General features: G+C 63.5%; 18 protein-coding genes. 8 read left to right on the top strand and 10 right to left on the bottom strand.

All coding sequences use genetic code 11. The annotated features are described in order from the left end of the window. Window positions 1-7: 7 nt before the first annotated feature. From mnmE to hemJ, 3 genes are all read right to left on the bottom strand, one after another. Complete coding sequence (gene mnmE / locus KVX96_RS00625) at window positions 8-1,297, bottom strand: tRNA uridine-5-carboxymethylaminomethyl(34) synthesis GTPase MnmE (protein ID WP_261191991.1); 1,290 nt, start codon at window positions 1,295-1,297, stop codon at window positions 8-10. Between the two features lie 25 nt (window positions 1,298-1,322). Further along, entirely contained in the window at window positions 1,323-2,594 is a 1,272-nt protein-coding gene (rho, locus tag KVX96_RS00630) for a transcription termination factor Rho (protein WP_261191992.1), read from the bottom strand. 152 nt (window positions 2,595-2,746) lie between these two features. Continuing rightward, on the bottom strand, window positions 2,747-3,199 hold the full coding sequence (gene hemJ, locus KVX96_RS00635) for a protoporphyrinogen oxidase HemJ (RefSeq protein ID WP_261191993.1): 453 nt from the start codon (window positions 3,197-3,199) through the stop codon (window positions 2,747-2,749). A 444-nt stretch (window positions 3,200-3,643) separates the two neighbouring features. Here hemJ and KVX96_RS00640 point away from each other — a divergent pair, with 444 nt between their 5' ends. From KVX96_RS00640 to dnaQ, 4 genes are read left to right on the top strand one after another with little or no spacing between them, the layout of a single operon-like run. Further along, a complete protein-coding gene (locus KVX96_RS00640; protein ID WP_261191994.1) occupies window positions 3,644-4,243 on the top strand; it encodes a Maf family protein in 600 nt (199 codons plus the stop codon). Then, entirely contained in the window at window positions 4,240-5,076 is an 837-nt protein-coding gene (locus KVX96_RS00645; RefSeq protein ID WP_261191995.1) for a shikimate dehydrogenase, read from the top strand. The genes KVX96_RS00640 and KVX96_RS00645 overlap by 4 nt, the downstream gene beginning before the upstream one ends. Next, entirely contained in the window at window positions 5,073-5,672 is a 600-nt protein-coding gene (coaE, locus tag KVX96_RS00650; protein WP_261191996.1) for a dephospho-CoA kinase, read from the top strand. The genes KVX96_RS00645 and coaE overlap by 4 nt, the downstream gene beginning before the upstream one ends. After that, window positions 5,665-6,360: a DNA polymerase III subunit epsilon gene (gene dnaQ, locus KVX96_RS00655; protein ID WP_261191997.1), complete on the top strand. Its 696-nt coding sequence runs from the start codon at window positions 5,665-5,667 to the stop codon at window positions 6,358-6,360. The genes coaE and dnaQ overlap by 8 nt, the downstream gene beginning before the upstream one ends. Before the next feature lie 70 nt (window positions 6,361-6,430). Here dnaQ and secB read toward each other — a convergent pair whose 3' ends face one another. Both secB and KVX96_RS00665 read right to left on the bottom strand, forming a co-directional pair. Next, complete coding sequence (gene secB, locus KVX96_RS00660) at window positions 6,431-6,937, bottom strand: protein-export chaperone SecB (RefSeq protein ID WP_261195350.1); 507 nt, start codon at window positions 6,935-6,937, stop codon at window positions 6,431-6,433. A gap of 60 nt (window positions 6,938-6,997) precedes the next feature. Next, complete coding sequence (locus tag KVX96_RS00665; protein ID WP_261191998.1) at window positions 6,998-7,525, bottom strand: FxsA family protein; 528 nt, start codon at window positions 7,523-7,525, stop codon at window positions 6,998-7,000. 109 nt (window positions 7,526-7,634) lie between these two features. Between KVX96_RS00665 and KVX96_RS00670 the strand changes: the two genes are divergently transcribed. The 3 genes from KVX96_RS00670 to KVX96_RS00680 are packed head-to-tail and all read left to right on the top strand — an operon-like array spanning window position 7,635 to window position 9,945. Then, complete coding sequence (locus KVX96_RS00670; RefSeq protein WP_261191999.1) at window positions 7,635-8,303, top strand: Tim44/TimA family putative adaptor protein; 669 nt, start codon at window positions 7,635-7,637, stop codon at window positions 8,301-8,303. Next, a complete protein-coding gene (locus KVX96_RS00675) occupies window positions 8,300-9,337 on the top strand; it encodes a murein transglycosylase A (protein WP_261192000.1) in 1,038 nt (345 codons plus the stop codon). Before KVX96_RS00670 ends, KVX96_RS00675 begins: the two co-directional genes overlap by 4 nt. Continuing rightward, window positions 9,334-9,945, top strand: coding sequence for a Smr/MutS family protein (locus KVX96_RS00680; protein WP_261192001.1), 612 nt, complete (start codon window positions 9,334-9,336; stop codon window positions 9,943-9,945). The genes KVX96_RS00675 and KVX96_RS00680 overlap by 4 nt, the downstream gene beginning before the upstream one ends. Here the strand turns inward: KVX96_RS00680 and KVX96_RS00685 are convergent. The 4 genes from KVX96_RS00685 to hslV all read right to left on the bottom strand — a co-directional run bounded on the left by KVX96_RS00685 (window position 9,928) and on the right by hslV (window position 14,197). Then, on the bottom strand, window positions 9,928-11,157 hold the full coding sequence (locus tag KVX96_RS00685) for an MFS transporter (RefSeq protein ID WP_261192002.1): 1,230 nt from the start codon (window positions 11,155-11,157) through the stop codon (window positions 9,928-9,930). The two genes, KVX96_RS00680 and KVX96_RS00685, sit on opposite strands and share 18 nt — an antisense overlap. Then, window positions 11,154-12,266 (bottom strand): alpha/beta hydrolase, encoded by a 1,113-nt coding sequence (locus KVX96_RS00690; RefSeq protein ID WP_261192003.1) that lies wholly within the window; start codon window positions 12,264-12,266, stop codon window positions 11,154-11,156. The genes KVX96_RS00685 and KVX96_RS00690 overlap by 4 nt, the downstream gene beginning before the upstream one ends. Window positions 12,267-12,332: 66 nt before the next feature. After that, window positions 12,333-13,643, bottom strand: a complete 1,311-nt coding sequence (gene hslU, locus KVX96_RS00695; protein WP_261192004.1) for an ATP-dependent protease ATPase subunit HslU — start codon at window positions 13,641-13,643, stop codon at window positions 12,333-12,335. Continuing rightward, entirely contained in the window at window positions 13,640-14,197 is a 558-nt protein-coding gene (gene hslV / locus KVX96_RS00700) for an ATP-dependent protease subunit HslV (RefSeq protein ID WP_261192005.1), read from the bottom strand. Before hslV ends, hslU begins: the two co-directional genes overlap by 4 nt. A 113-nt stretch (window positions 14,198-14,310) precedes the next feature. On the opposite strand from hslV, the gene KVX96_RS00705 reads away from it, so the two are divergent. Then, window positions 14,311-15,222: a hypothetical protein gene (locus KVX96_RS00705; RefSeq protein WP_261192006.1), complete on the top strand. Its 912-nt coding sequence runs from the start codon at window positions 14,311-14,313 to the stop codon at window positions 15,220-15,222. Between the two features lie 81 nt (window positions 15,223-15,303). Here the strand turns inward: KVX96_RS00705 and trxA are convergent, their stop codons facing one another. Further along, the gene (trxA, locus tag KVX96_RS00710; RefSeq protein WP_261192007.1) at window positions 15,304-15,624 is read right to left on the bottom strand and encodes a thioredoxin; all 321 of its coding nucleotides are present in this window, start codon (window positions 15,622-15,624) and stop codon (window positions 15,304-15,306) included. Window positions 15,625-15,656: the final 32 nt, after the last annotated feature.

Consider the following 15,656-nt stretch of genomic DNA (forward strand, 5'->3'; position numbering starts at 1 on the left):
ACACTCCTCACTTACCAAGACAAAAACTGGCGAAGATCTCGTCGAGGATTTGCTCAACATCGACGCGCCCCACCAGGGAATCCAACGCCCGAACCGCCGTGCGCAGCTCTTCGGCGGCGAGCTCAGCGCGATCAGGCCCGTTGCATACTTCAATCCGCGCCGATTCTAAAGCCCCTATCCCGGCTTGGATCGCATGGCGATGCCGCGCCCGAATGGCCGTCCCCGCGCCCGACGCGCGCTGTTCCAGAACCGAACCGATCTGACGCACCAGGTCGCCAACGCCCTGCCCTGTTTTCCCAGAGACCGACGGCCCATCCCACGCCTGCGCATCGGCTTTACCAAGAACGGTGATGTCCCCATGCACGCTCGGAATGCCCAGATCCTCGCCCGGTTCGGAAAGCAGGAAAACACGCAAGTCCGCGGCTTCCGCCCGACTGCGCGCGCGCTCGATCCCAAGGCCTTCCACGACATCCTCGGTTTCCCGAATGCCGGCCGTGTCCAGCACAGTGACAGGCAAGCCGGCAAGATCCATGCGGACTTCGATCACATCGCGGGTGGTCCCGGCGATTTCCGACGTGATCGCCGCCTCCCGACCGGCCAGTGCATTCAGCAGCGTGGATTTCCCGGCGTTCGGCGATCCGACAATCGCCACCTCAAACCCTTCCCGGATGCGTTCTGAAATAACCGCGCCTTCCGCTTCTCCGCGCAATTCAGCAAGCGTGGAGTCCAGCAGCTCCAGAACCTCTGGACTCACATCCACCGGAACCTCTTCATCGGCAAAATCGATGGTGGCTTCCAGCAACGCCGCCGCGCGGATCAGCTTGCGCCGCCAACCCTCTGCCTTCTCGCCCAACGCACCAGACAGCACACGAAACGCCTGCCGCCGCTGCGCTTCGGTTTCCGCTTCGATCAGATCGCTCAGGCCTTCGACCTGCGCGAGATCCAGCCGCTCGTTCTCCAAGGCCCTGCGGGTGAATTCCCCCGGCTCGGCCAGCCGTAATCCTTCAATTCGCCCGAGTTCAGAAAGCACACCGCTGACAACAGCAAGACTACCGTGAAGCTGCAGTTCCACCACCGGCTCGCCTGTGAAGCTGCGCCCTTCGTCAAAGCACAGCACCAAGGCCTCGTCGAGCGCGGCCCCATCGGCCCCCCTCAAAACGCGCAAACCCGCGCGGCGCGCGGGCGGGAGCGGGCCAGCAAGGCTGGCGGCGGCTGAAAAGGCTCTTTCGCCCGAGATCCGGATGACGCTGACGCCAGCCTTCCCCCGGGCCGAGGCCAGAGCGAAGATAGTTTCCATTACATATCAACCACTTACGTGATTATCACGCATTCATGGAGTCGAAGAACTCGTCGTTCGACTTGGTCTGCTTCAGCTTGGACAGCAGGAATTCGATCGCATCCGTCGTGCCCATGGGGTTCAGGATCCGGCGCAGCACGAAGGTCTTCTGCAGATCCTTCGGATCAACCAGAAGATCCTCTTTCCGGGTGCCGGATTTGAGAATGTCGATCGCCGGGAAGACGCGTTTGTCCGCCACCTTGCGATCCAGCACGATCTCGCTGTTACCGGTGCCTTTGAATTCTTCAAAGATCACCTCGTCCATCCGCGAGCCGGTGTCGATCAGCGCGGTGGAGATGATGGTGAGCGAGCCACCCTCTTCGATATTCCGAGCCGCGCCGAAGAAGCGCTTGGGGCGTTGCAGGGCGTTGGCGTCCACACCACCCGTCAGCACCTTGCCGGAGGACGGCACCACGGTGTTGAAGGCCCGGCCAAGGCGCGTGATCGAGTCGAGCAGGATCACCACGTCGCGCTTATGCTCCACCAGGCGTTTGGCCTTCTCGATCACCATTTCCGAAACCGCCACGTGGCGCGTCGCGGGCTCATCGAAGGTGGAGGAGATCACCTCGCCCTTCACCGAGCGCTGCATGTCCGTCACCTCTTCCGGGCGCTCGTCGATCAGCAGAACGATCAGGTAGCACTCCGGGTGGTTCTTCTCGATGCTGGTGGCGATGTTCTGCAGCAGCACGGTTTTACCGGTCCGCGGCGGCGCCACGATGAGCGAGCGCTGGCCCTTCCCGATCGGGGCAACCAGATCGATGATGCGCGCGGAGCGATCCTTGATGGTGGGATCCTCGATCTCCATCTTCAGGCGCTCGTCCGGGTAGAGCGGCGTGAGGTTGTCGAAGGCCACCTTGTGGCGGGCCTTCTCGGGATCCTCGAAGTTGATCTTGGTGACGCTCGTCAGGCCGAAATAATTCTCGTTGTCGCCCGGCGCGCGGATCGCGCCTTCCACGGTGTCCCCGGTGCGCAGGGAGTACTGGCGGATCATGTCGGGCGAAACGTAGATGTCATCGGGGCCCGGCAGGTAATTGGCCTCCGGCGAGCGCAGGAAACCGAAGCCGTCCTGCAGCACTTCCAGTACGCCCTCGCCGCCAATTTCCCAGCCCTCTTCCGCGCGCTCTTTCAGGATCGAGAACATCATCTCGCCCTTGCGCATGGTGGAGGCGTTCTCGATCTCCAGATCCTCGGCCATCGCCAGCAGGTCTTTGGGGCTTTGCGCCTTGAGATCGGACAGGTTCAAACGGTTTTCGCTCATGGGAACACTCACGGGTCGTCGGGCACAGGCCATGATATTTGGCGCGTGGCGATCAGGTATGGAATCGGAAGATGCTTCGGCCGGACGGCCAAGCGTTGACCCCTAATTAGGGATCGCCATGGGGTGAGTCAACATCCGGCCCCGAAGGTGGCTCAGAACGGCCGTGCGATGACGGAAACGACGATGATGATCAGCAGGAGCGTCGGCACCTCGTTCATCATCCGGTAGGTGCGCCCAGTGCGCGTGTTCTCCCCGCGCAGGAAGTCCTTCCGGCGCAGACCAAGCCAATGGTGGAACCATGTCATCGCCAGTACCGCTGCGGCCTTCGTATAGGGCCACAGGGCGCTCCAGTCGACGATCCCGGGGGTGAGGGCCAGCATGAGGCCAAACACCCACGTGGCGATCATCGCAGGGTTCATGATGGCCCGCAGCAGACGCACTTCCATCGTCTGGAACAAAGCGTCCGTTTCACTGCCCGTTTCGATCCGCTCCGCGTGGTAGACGTAGAGTCTGGGAAGATAGAACAGCCCTGCCATCCAGGCGATCACCGAGATCACGTGGAGCACCTTCGTCCAGGGATAGAAATCGGCAAGCAGGCTGAGCATGGCGGAGTCCGTTCTCGGGCATGGGCAGGTCGGGAGCGATCCCAAGGCCCCTCATAAAAAATAATTATAGAAAGAAAAAGGATGATGATTTTGTAGGGCAGGCCGCTTTCAGTGGATTAAAACTTATCCCGTGATTTCCTCCCCGTGGAAAGCGCCTGTGTAAAACCGCGGGGAAGACTCCGCCGAGCCGAACTGTGACACGTATTTTTGTTGTTTTACAGAAGGTTACGAAATCACGCGCCTGAGGAAAACATCGGGGAAAACCCTGTGTGACTCTTCGTGCTTGACGATTCCCTCACAAGGCGCGGTTTTCCTTTTCCACCTTGTAGAAAACTTGGAGAGGCGTTGACAAAGCGCCCGCCTCCGGGGGAAGACCCGGCAAGGCGGGAAATTGTTCCAAATCATGCGAAAATCCTCCGCCCGGTTTTCATCGGGGTTATCCACATGACTGACCACATCATCCTTGCCTCGGGCTCTGCCATCCGCCGCCAGCTGCTGGAGAACGCTGGTCTGACCATAGAGGTCGCGCCGGCACGGATCGATGAGGCGGCGATCAAGTCTGCTCTTCTCTCTGAGGGCGCGAAACCACGCGACGTGGCCGATACGCTGGCCGAGTACAAAGCCCGAAAAGGCGCGCAGAAGGCTGCGTCGGCGCTTGTGATCGGCTGCGATCAGGTGCTGGAGGTCGGCGGCGCGCTGCTGTCCAAGCCGAAATCGCCCGATGAGTGCATCGATCAGCTCAGAAAACTGCGCGGCACGCGGCACAAGCTTCTCTCTGCGGCGGTGATTTACGAGGGCGATCGCCCGGTTTGGCGGCATGTGGGCGAGGTGCGCCTCTATATGCGCGACTTCTCGGACACATATCTGCAAGACTATGTGGCCCGGAACTGGGAGTCCGTTTCGCAAAGCGTCGGCGGCTATAAGCTGGAGGAAGAGGGGGTGCGGCTGTTTACGCGGGTTGAAGGCGATTACTTCACGGTGCTTGGGCTGCCGCTGCTGGAACTGCTGAACTATCTGACCTTGCGGGGGGTGCTGCCGAAATGAGCGAACAGGCGATTCCATTGGCCGGGGTGATCGGCCATCCGATCGCGCACAGCCGGTCTCCGGCGCTGCATGGCCATTGGCTGCGGCGCTATGGCATCAAGGGGCATTACATCCCGATGGATGTGAGCCGCGAGAATTTCGAAACCGTGCTGCGCACGCTGCCCAAGATGGGCTTCATGGGGGTGAACGTCACCCTGCCCCACAAGGAACGCGCGCTGGCGCTGGCGGATGTGGTAACGGATCGCGCCGCACTCATCGGGGCCTCGAACACGCTGATTTTCCGTAAGGACGGCAAGCTACAGGCTGACAACACCGACGGCTACGGCTTCATCGAGAACCTCAAGCAGGGCGCGCCCGAGTGGCGGGGGGCCGATGGCCCGGCGATCGTGCTTGGTGCCGGTGGCGCATCGCGCGCGGTATTGGCCTCGCTGATCGACGCCGGCGTGCCGGAGATCTACCTTGCCAACCGCACCAAGACGCGCGCCGAGGCGCTGAAGGACGAATTCGGCGCGAAAGTACGCGTGATCGACTGGGTGCAGGTCGCCAATGTGCTGGATGAGGCCGCGCTTCTGGTCAACACCACCTCTCTTGGCATGACGGGCAGTTCTGAGATGCGCCTACCGCTGGACAATCTCACTGCGAAAACCGTGGTGACGGACATCGTCTACACACCCCTGCGCACGCCGCTGCTTGATGCGGCAGAGCAGGCGGGTTGCGTTACGGTGGACGGGCTCGGGATGCTCCTGCATCAGGCCGCACCCGGTTTTGAGCGCTGGTTCGGCCAGCGTCCGGATGTGGACGACGCCCTGCGCGCGGCGGTGCTGGCGGGATGAAAAAGCCGGTCCTGATCGGGCTCACGGGCTCCATCGGTATGGGAAAATCCACGACGGCCGCGATGTTTGCCGAGGAAGGCGCGGCTGTCTGGGACGCGGATGCTGCCGTTCACCGGCTCTATGGCCCCGGCGGCGCAGCCGTGGCCCCGATGCAGGCGCAGTTTCCCGAGGCCATCTGCCCGGATGGCGTGAGCCGGGAGGCTTTGAAAGCCCTCATCTCCAAGGATCCGTCCGTTCTGAAAGCGATTGAGGCCATCGTGCACCCGCTCGTCGCCGCTGATAGGGCCACTTTCATCGCGAAGCGTCCCGCTGAGATCCTCGTGCTCGATATTCCGCTGTTGTTTGAAACCGGCAGCGAGGGACAGTTCGATCTGGTCGCCGTCGTCTCCGCTCCGGCGGATCTGCAGCGGCAGCGCGTTCTGGCGCGGCCCGGCATGACGGAAGGGCAGTTTGAAACCATCCTTGCAAAACAGATGCCGGACGCCGAAAAACGGCAGAAGGCGGATGTGATCATCCCGACCGAAACTCTGGACGGCGCCCGCGCTGCGGTCCGCGCCATCATGGAAGAGGCAAAAGGCAGGCTGGCTAATGCGTGAGATCGTGCTCGACACCGAAACCACCGGGTTTGACCCGGAAAGCGGCGACCGGATCGTGGAGATCGGCGCGGTGGAGCTTTGGAACCACATCGCGACGGGCAAGACCTATCATGTCTACATCAACCCGCAGCGCTCGATGCCGCAGGAGGCCTTCGAGGTGCACGGGCTGGGCGATGACTTCCTCGCTGACAAACCCCTCTTCAAGGACATCGCGCAATCCTTCGTGGATTTCGTGCAGGATTCGCCGCTGGTGATCCACAACGCGAGCTTCGACATGAAGTTCCTGAACGCCGAGCTGAAGTGGGATGGCCGCCCGCTCCTGCCCTTCGATCAGGCCGTCGACACGCTCCTGATCGCGCGCAAGAGGTTCCCGGGCTCCCCGGCCTCGCTCGACGCGCTCTGCCGCCGCTTCGGGATCGATAACTCTGCACGCACACTGCACGGCGCGTTGCTCGACTCCGAGATTCTGGCCGAGGTCTACCTTGAGCTGATTGGCGGGCGGCAGCCGGATTTCGGGCTGTCGGCTTCGGGTGACTCGGACAGTGGCAAAAGCGATACGCCGGGCACCTGGCGGCCGGGCAAGCGCCCCGCACCCCTGCCCGTACGCCTGAGCGCCGAGGAAGAAGCCGCCCATGCGGCTTTCGTGGAAAAGCTGGGCGATGACGCGCTTTGGAAGAAATTCGGCTGAAGGCCATCAGCACCTCAGACATAGAAAAAGGCCCGGCAAGAACCGGGCCTTTTTTTTTAAAACCAGTGCCTTAGTTGGCCGTCGTCTCTTCGGCCTGCGCCTTCTGGGCCGCCGCTGCGCGGAGCGCGAGGTTCTGGCGGTAGATGGCCACGAAATCGATGTTCTCGAGGTTCAGCGGCGGGAAGCCGCCGTCGCGGGTCACATCGCCAACGATGCGGCGGATGTAGGGGAACAGCATGCGCGGGCATTCGATCAGCAGGTAGGGGTGCAGCTGATCCTCGGGCACGTTCTCCACGTGGAAGATGCCGGCGTATTCCAGCTCCAGAAGGAACAGCTGGTCGCCGCCTTCCTTGTTCACCGCGGAGATGTTGAACTTGGTCAGAACCTCATACTGGTTCTCGGCCGAACGTTTCTTGGCGTCGAGGTTCACATTCACCTTCACGTCCGGCTGAGGCGCGCCCTGTGCGCCTTTTTGCGCCAGCACGTTCTCGAAAGACATGTCACGAATGTATTGCGCCAGAACCTGCATTTTCACCGGTTCGGGTTGCACGGGGGCTTCGGTGCCGTTCTCGGCCATGAGTTCCTCTCCCATTGGAAAAATCTGTTAGGCGCGGTGTATCACCCCGCCGCGGGAGCCTCAATGCTTGGTCCAGCCAGAAGGGCGGTGTGTGGGCTTTTTTACAAGGAGTTCCTCGCCCGGCTCAAAAGGCTCGGCGGCCTCCTTCGGCGCGTTCGGTTCCTTCACCGCGTGAAACTCGCCGTCGATTACGCTGTCATCGCGATCGTAGGATTGCATCCCCGACATCGAGAAATTCTGCACCACCACCCGCGAGCGCATGTAGCGATAGGCCGCCGCGCGGAAGGGCGGCAGCAGCAGCAGGAAGCCGACGGCATCGGTGAAGAAGCCCGGTGTCAGCAAGAGCGCGCCCGCGATCAGGATCATCGCACCATGGGCGAGCGGTTCGGTTGGATCGCGCATCTCGGAAAAGCTGTTGCGCATGTCGTCCATCGCCATCCGTCCTTGCGAGCGGACGAGGTAGGTGCCCAATACGGCGGTGATCACCACGATCAGCAGCGTTGGCCAGAGGCCGATGAAGCCGCCCACCTGGATGAACAATGCGATCTCGATCAGCGGGACCGTCAGAAATGCGATGAACAGCCACATAGCTGCGCCTTCTCCTTCAATTCGCGCGCGGTAGACTTGACCGCGCCCCTGACTTACATATGTCGGCAAAGCAACGGTTACTACAGTTTTACTCAGAAAGAGGCCCCTGATGAGCTCTTCCGCTATTCAACTTCTTGTTCTCGCGGGGATCGCTATCTTTTTGATTCTCAAGCTAAGAAACGTGCTCGGGACCCGCGAAGGCTTCGAGAAACCGCCCGCGAAGATCGGCGAGTCTTCGCCTGCGGCGAGCCGCAGCCGCGCCAATCTTGAGGTGATCGAGGGCGGCCCCGATGAAGATATCATCGATCACGTTGACGAGAGCAGCGCCGCGGCCAAGGCGCTTGCCGCCATGAAACGCAATGATCCGAGCTTCCGCGTCGGTGAGTTCCTGCAAGGTGCACGTGGTGCCTATGAGATGATCCTGATGGCCTTCGAGAAGGGCGAGTTGGATCCGGTCGTGCCTTTCCTGTCCCATGACGTGTTTGAAAGCTTCTCCGAGGTGATCGACCAGCGGGAAGCACAGCGCCTGACGATCGACGCCAATTTCGTTGGCGTGCGTGAGGTCTCGCTCGTGGGTGCCGAATTCGACGAAGTCACGAAAACCGGCGAAGTCACCGTGAAATTCGTGGGTGAACTGACGAGCGTCGTGAAGAATGCCGCGGGCGAGGTCATCGAGGGCAACCCCAACGAGATCAAGCGCCAGAAGGACGTCTGGACCTTCGCGCGCGATATGGGCGCCAATGATCCCAACTGGCAGCTTGTCGCCACGGGCGAATGAAGCGTGCCACGCGGGCGCTGTTGCTGCTGGCGGCGCTCGCCATGAGTTCCGCCGCGCGGGCCGAAGGGGCCGATTACGCGCTGCTCTCCTTTGACGATCTGCAGGGTTGGGCGTCGGATGATCACCATCTGGCGCTCGAAGCCTTTCTGGAGACCTGCGGCGATCTGAAAGATCCCGCCTGGGGCCCGCTCTGCGCGGTGGCCAAGACCCGCCCTGAAGCACGCAGTTTCTTTGAGCTGTTCTTCCGCCCCGTGCTTGTGAAAGACGGCAACGCGCCCCTGTTCACTGGCTATTTCGAGCCGGAGCTGGACGGCGCGCTCAGCCCGTCGGATCGCTTCCGCTATCCGCTCTACCGCACCCCGCCTGAAGCCCGCGCGGGCCCTTTCGTTAGCCGCCGCGAGATCGAGGAAGGCCAGGTTCTGGCCGGGCGCGGGCTGGAGATTGCCTGGGTCGATGATCCGGTCGAGCTGTTTTTCCTGCAGGTTCAGGGCTCCGGCCGCATCCGGCTCTCGAATGGGCAAGTGCTGCGCGTGGGCTACGGCGGGCACAACGGCCATTCCTACAGTTCCATCGGGCAGGAGCTGGTGCGGCGCGGCGTTTACGGGGCGCATCAGGTCTCGGCGCAGGTGATCCGCAACTGGGTCCGGCGCAATCCGGTGGCCGGGCAGGAGCTGCTCTGGACGAACCCCTCTTATGTTTTCTTCCGCAAGATCCGCAACGTGGCGGCCGAGAAAGGCCCGCTCGGCGCGATGAACCGTTCCATCACCACGGATCGCAGCATCGCGGTGGATCCGGCCTTCACCCCGCTGGGCGCGCCGGTCTGGGTTGAGAAGGACGGGCGCGATCCGTTCCGGCGGCTGATGGTGGCGCAGGACACCGGCTCGGCCATCAAGGGCGCGCAGCGGGCGGATATTTTCTACGGCACGGGTGATGAAGCCGGGCGGATTGCCGGGCAGATCAAGGACCCGGGGCGCATGGTCGTGCTCCTGCCGATCCAGACAGCTTTCGAGCTGGTGCCGGAGGGCGAGGGATGAAGCGGCGGCCCCGGCATGTCTCCAAGGAGGAGAAGGCGCTCTGGCGCGAGGTGACGAAGCACGACACCCCGATGCACCCTGCCCGGCCCAATCTGCCGGAGCCGGAGCGCCCTGCCCCCAAGCCGGTCCGCAAGCCCCGGCTCCACCAGCCCGAGGTCCCGGCCCCGCTGGCCGCTTTCCGCATTGGAGCGGAGGCCAAGCCCAACGCGCCGGGGGATGATCTTCTGCCCACCCTGTCGCGCCGCCTCTCTGAGGCGCCGGTGCATATGGATCAGAAGGCCTATGGTCGCCTGCGTCGGGGCAAGCTTGCGCCGGAGCGGCGGATCGATTTGCACGGGATGACGCTGGATCAGGCCCATCCAGCTTTGCTGCGTTTCATCACCTCCTCCCACGCGCGCGGGTTGCGGCTGGTTCTCGTGATCACTGGCAAGGGCAAGCGTGGTGAAGACGAAGGCCCGATCCCGAGGCCGCGTGGGGTGCTCAAGCATCAGGTGCCGCAATGGCTGCGCGCCGCACCGCTGGGGCCTTTGATCCTGCAAGTCACCGAGGCCCACATCCGCCACGGTGGTGCGGGGGCCTATTACGTTTACCTAAAGCGCCACCGCTAGCGGCGCGCGCAGGCGTCGCGCTAAAGGCACCAGCGCGAGGCTGACACCGACAAACACCACCGCAATCCCCCACCCCTGCGCCGGAAAGGCGAGTCCGGCATCGATCAGAACGCCGCTCAGGATCGGACCCACGGCGGAGCCGAGCACCATGATCGCCGTAGCCACCGCCTTGATCGCACCCAGATGACGCGTGCCGAAGAGATCCGCCATCACCGCTGCCGGCAAGGGCGCGTTGGCTCCGGTGGTGAGCGCCATCAGGCCCATCGCCAGCGCGATCCCCGTGAGCCCGCCAAACCCGGCCAGCGCGCAGAAGCCGAGCGCCATGGGCATTTGGTAGAAAGGTAGCAGCCGCGCCGTGCCGAAACGGTCCACCGCCCAGCCGGTGGCAAACATCGCGGCCACCGAAAGCCCGGTGTAGAGCGGGAACAGGGCCACAAGCGCAAGGTGGGCAACGCCCTTGGCCTCGGCCACATGCACCTGCTGGAAGAAAAACGCCGTCACGAAACAGGAGGGCGCAAACAGCGCTGGGGCGAGCAGCCAGAAGGCGCGCGATTGCAGCGCCTCGCGCCGCGTCCAATGCCTGCCTTCCAGCCCGTGGCTGCTGTCGCTTTCCGCATAGCTCTGCGGCTGGCGTTCGCTGCGCAGCAGGTGGCGCAGCAGGACCGTCGCCGCAACAAGCAGCCCGGCGCAAAGGAACCAGAGCGATTGCCACGCCGCGATGCCCATGAGCGCGACGAACACGATGGGCAAGAGCGCCTCACCTACGGAAAAGCCGAAGGCCGCGAAGGCAATCGCCTTGCCCCGGTTCGCCGCAAACCACCGCGCCATGGCGATCATCGCCACATGGCTGGCCATGCCCTGCCCGAACAACCGCAGCAGGAACACCACGAAAGGCAGCATCCAGACCTGCGACGCCAGCGCCATGGCGCAACAGGCCACCGCCAACCCCAGCAACACAGCACTGCCCAACCCACGCAGCCGGAACCTGTCGGCCAGCCCGCCCGCCCAAAGCATCACCGCCGCCGAGGCCAGCGTGCCGCTTGCATAAAGCGCACCCCAGCCGCCGTGGCTCAGCCCGAAATCGGCGCGGATGTTACCGGCGAAGATCGAGATGAAATAGGTCTGCCCGAAGCCCGAGCAGAGCGCCATCAGCGCCCCCGCGCCGATCCACCGCGCGTTCGCGCGGGCAAAGCCAAGGGCGCTGTCGCTCATGGCTGCTCCACCCCGCCGATGGTCTCATAGGTCAGGCGCGTGGCCTCCTGCACCGAGAGGATCGCGCCCGAGACAGGCCCTGTCCGGCGGCGCGTTTCAGACAGCAGATCATCATGCAGCCCCGCAAGGCGGGTGAAAGCGTCGATCGCCTGTTCAGAGGAGAAGGTGATCATGTGATTGCCCGCATCGCCATCGGTGAACTCGCTGACGTCGATCACCAGCACGTCAAGCCCTTCGATCTGCGCCGGGTCCTGCACGTTGCCGATCCGGCTCTTGCTGCCGGTGATCGTGGCCGAAAGCGCCAAGGCGCGGTCCAGCGTGGATGACAGCACGAGGATCGGCTGCGGCAGCGGGCCGATGTCCGCCATCTGGGCGCGGAAGACATCCACGTCGATGTCCGGCGAGATCAGCGCGACTTCCGAGAACAGCCGGTCACGGTCGGCCGGGCTTGCCAGCGCCACCTGCCGCATCGTCTCCATCACCAGATGGGAACCGACGCTATGGGCGGCCACGATGACCTCCTTCGCCCCGGCGGCCCGGATCTCGCGCAGGAAGGCCTCGAACGCCCGGCGGCTGACGAGGATGGAGTCCCGATCCCGCGCATAGCCGAAGGGCGATGCCGCCGAGGGCCACGAGAAATGCACCAAAGGCTCTGTGAAACCGTAATCGGCCTTCATCTGCGCCGCCCGGTAAAGCCCTTCGGCGAAATTGGTGTTGAAGCCGTGCACGAAAACGATCACGCGGCCCTCAGCGCCCGGCGTCCGGCGCAATTCTTCCGCGAGCCGCGCGCGGAATATCGAGGCAGATCCGTAGTTCACGAAGGCCGTGGCAAGGAAATCCTCCTCGGCATCAGGCTCCGGCCCCGGCCATGTTACGGAGCCGGGCTTGCGCTCCGGCGGGATGGAAATATCCAGCCGCGCGAAAGAGAGATCCCCGCTGCGCTGGTTGCCATAGGTGCCATCGGCCTCGCGCACGCGGGTCGTGCCCACGAACACCCGCTCCTGCCGCCCGACCTCTGCCGCCTCGGGTGCAACATAGATCGCCCCGCGCGGCACACAGGCGGTCAGTGCAAAAGCCAGCAGCGGGGCAAGAAGAACGGCAAGGCGCAAAGAAAAAGGCTCCGGCAGAACGCGTGGTTTCCCCGAAGCCTTACAGAAGCGCTGCGCGCTGCGCCACTACAGCATGTAGCGGCTCACATCCGTGGCGCTGGCAAGCTCGCCGAGGTTTTCCTCCACGAAGGCCTTGTCCACGGTCACGCTTTTGCCACCCATGTCGGGCGCGGTGAAGGAGAGCTCTTCAAAGACGCGCTCAAGGATCGTGTAAAGCCGGCGCGCGCCGATGTTCTCGACCGAGCGGTTCACATCCGCCGCGATGGCCGCCAGCGCTTTGATGCCATCCTCGGTGAAGGTGACTGTCACCTCTTCGGTCTGCATCAGGGCGGTGTATTGGCGGGTGAGCGCGTTGTCTGTCTCGGTGAGGATGCGCACGAAATCCTCTTCGGTCAGTGCGCGAAGTTCTACCCGGATCGGCAGGCGGCCCTGCAATTCGGGCAACAGATCACTGGGCTTGGCGATATGGAACGCGCCCGAGGCGATGAAGAGGATATGATCGGTTTTGACGGGGCCATGTTTTGTGGACACGGTGGTGCCCTCGATCAGCGGCAGCAGATCGCGCTGCACCCCTTCCCGGCTCACATCCGCCCCGCGCGCATCCGACCGCGCACAGACCTTGTCGATCTCGTCGATGAAAACGATGCCGTTCTGCTCCACCGCTTCCAGCGCGGCGCGGGTGACGGTTTCATCGTCCAGCAGCTTGTCGGCCTCTTCGCCGATCAGGACCTCGTAGCTCTGTGCCACCGTCATCTTGCGGCGCACGGTGCGGCCGCCAAAGGCTTTGCCGAAGAGATCGCCAAGGTTCATCATCCCCATCTGCCCTGCCCCGGGCTGGCCCGGCACCTCGAACATGGACATCGGGTTGCTGGTGTCGCTCACCTCAAGCTCGATTTCGGTGTCGTCCAGCTCGCCGGATTTCAGCTTGCGGCGGAACATTTCCTTCGTGGCCTCGCGTGCGTCCGTGCCTGCGATGGCGGCAATCACGCGCTCCTCGGCGGCCTGATGCGCCTTGGCCTTCACCTCGTCGCGCATCACTTCGCGCGTCATTACGATGGCGGAGTCCACCAGATCGCGCACGATCTGCTCCACGTCGCGGCCGACATAACCGACCTCGGTGAATTTCGTGGCCTCCACCTTTAGGAAGGGCGCTCTGGCGAGCTTCGCAAGGCGGCGGCTGATCTCGGTTTTGCCCACGCCGGTGGGCCCGATCATCAGGATGTTCTTCGGATAGACTTCATCGCGCAGATCGTCAGACAGCTGCTTGCGCCGCCAACGATTGCGCAGCGCCACGGCCACGGCGCGCTTGGCGTCCTTCTGGCCGATGATGAAGCGATCCAGCTCGCTCACGATTTCGCGGGGGGTCAGGTCGGTCATTTGGAGATCTTCTCCACGGTCAGATTGCCATTGGTATACACACAGATGTCGGCGGCGATGGCCATGGCCTGCCGGGCGGTGGCCTCGGCATCCAGATCCGCCGCCAGAAGCCCGCGCGCGGCGGCCAGGGCGAAATTGCCGCCCGAGCCGATGGCGGCCACGTCATGCTCGGGCTCCAGCACGTCGCCCGCGCCGGTGATCACCAGCAGATCCTTGCCGTCGGTCACGATCAGCATGGCCTCCAGCTTCTGCAGGTATTTGTCGGTGCGCCAGTCCTTCGCCAGCTCCACCGAAGCGCGGGCCAGCTGGCCCGGTGTGGCCTCAAGCTTGGCCTCCAGCCGCTCCAGCAGGGTGAAGGCATCGGCGGTGGAGCCGGCAAACCCGGCCACCACGTCGTAGCCCCCGGGCGACAAGCGGCGCACCTTGCGTGCCGTGCCCTTGATCACCGTCTGCCCGAGGCTCACTTGCCCGTCACCGGCAATCACCACCTCGCCGCCTTTGCGCACGCCGATGATCGTGGTGCCGTGCCAGCCGGGAAATTGATCGTCTGCCATGGATCTCTCCTTTTCGTCCTGCCCTATATGGCGAGCATGGGGCCAAGCGGCAACCCGACGCGGCGGAAACCGGGCGGCTTGAGGCGGGATTGCACACGGGCTAGCGTGGCCGCATGGCAGTGGCAAAACGGCTCCGCATCTATCTTGATCCCGGCATGCGCGCCGCTGCACAGGCGGGCAAGCATAATTTCCTGCGCCTCGTGCAGGAGGTCTGCGAGGGCGAAGGCTTTACGGTGGAGTTCTGCCCCTCCAGCGAGCGCGAGCGCCTGAAATCCGCCGCGCGCCGGGGCTATACGCTTTTCCACATGGAGCCGCCCTTCCATCCCCGCGCGCTCACCTTCCGGCGCGTCTACCACTACCCCTTCTGGCAGATCGAAGCCTCGGAGAAACGCTGGGAATGGGAGGTAACGTGCACCCCCTTTGAACCCGCCAATACAGACCCTGTTCAGGCCAAATCCTTCGCAGATCGCTGGCGCAATACCCTGTTTGCGGATTGGCCCGCCCCCAGCCGGAGCGGCTTCGTCTATATCCCCCTGCAGGGCCGCCTGCGCGATCACCGCAGCTTTCAAAGCTGCAGCCCGCTTGCCATGATCGAAACGACGCTTGCGCAGGAGCGCAATCGCCCCATCGTCGCGGCGCTGCATCCGCGCGAGGTCTACACACCGGAGGAGATCGACGCCCTGCAGGCGCTGGCCGCCCGCCACCCTCGCCTCACGATTGAGACCGGCGGCATGGAGCGCTTGCTGCCCGCTTGCGATTACGTGGTGACGCAGAACTCGTCGGTCGCCTTCATGGGCTACTACCTGCACAAACCGGCGATCCTTTTCGGGCAGATCGATTTCCACCACATCGCCGTCTCCGCTGCCACTGACCCCGAAGCGGCCTTCGCCCGCATCCTCTCTCATTCGCCGGACTACGATCGCTACCTGCACTGGTTCCTGCAAGAGAAGGCCATCAATGCAGGCCGCCCCGACGCGAAGGCGCAGATCCTCACCACCCTGCGCGCCCGTGGGTGGGAAATCTGACTCCTCTGGAAGACACCGCCGGAGGCATGAAAAAAGGCGCCTCGAAGAGCGCCTTTTCTATCCGTCCGGTGGCAGAAAGCCTCAGATCGCTTCTTCGATCCAGCTTTGCAGGGCCGCTTTCGGAGCAGCGCCCACCTTGTTGGAGATCACCTGACCGTCCTTGAACATGAACAGCGCCGGGATGCCGCGTACACCCATCTGGGCCGGGGAGTTCGGGTTCTCGTCTACGTTCACTTTGACGATCTTCACCTTGCCGTCGTATTCGGCGGAGAGCTCTTCCAGAGCCGGGCCGATCTGTTTGCACGGGCCGCACCATTCGGCCCAGAAATCCACCACAACGGGGATGCTGGAATTGCGGACTTCGGCGTCGAACGTGTCGTCGGTGACTGCTACGGTCGCCATGGGCGTACCTCCTGATGAAATCTGGCGTTGGC

It is taken from the genome of Pseudoruegeria sp. SHC-113 (genome assembly GCF_025376885.1).
GTDB lineage: Bacteria > Pseudomonadota > Alphaproteobacteria > Rhodobacterales > Rhodobacteraceae > Pseudoruegeria.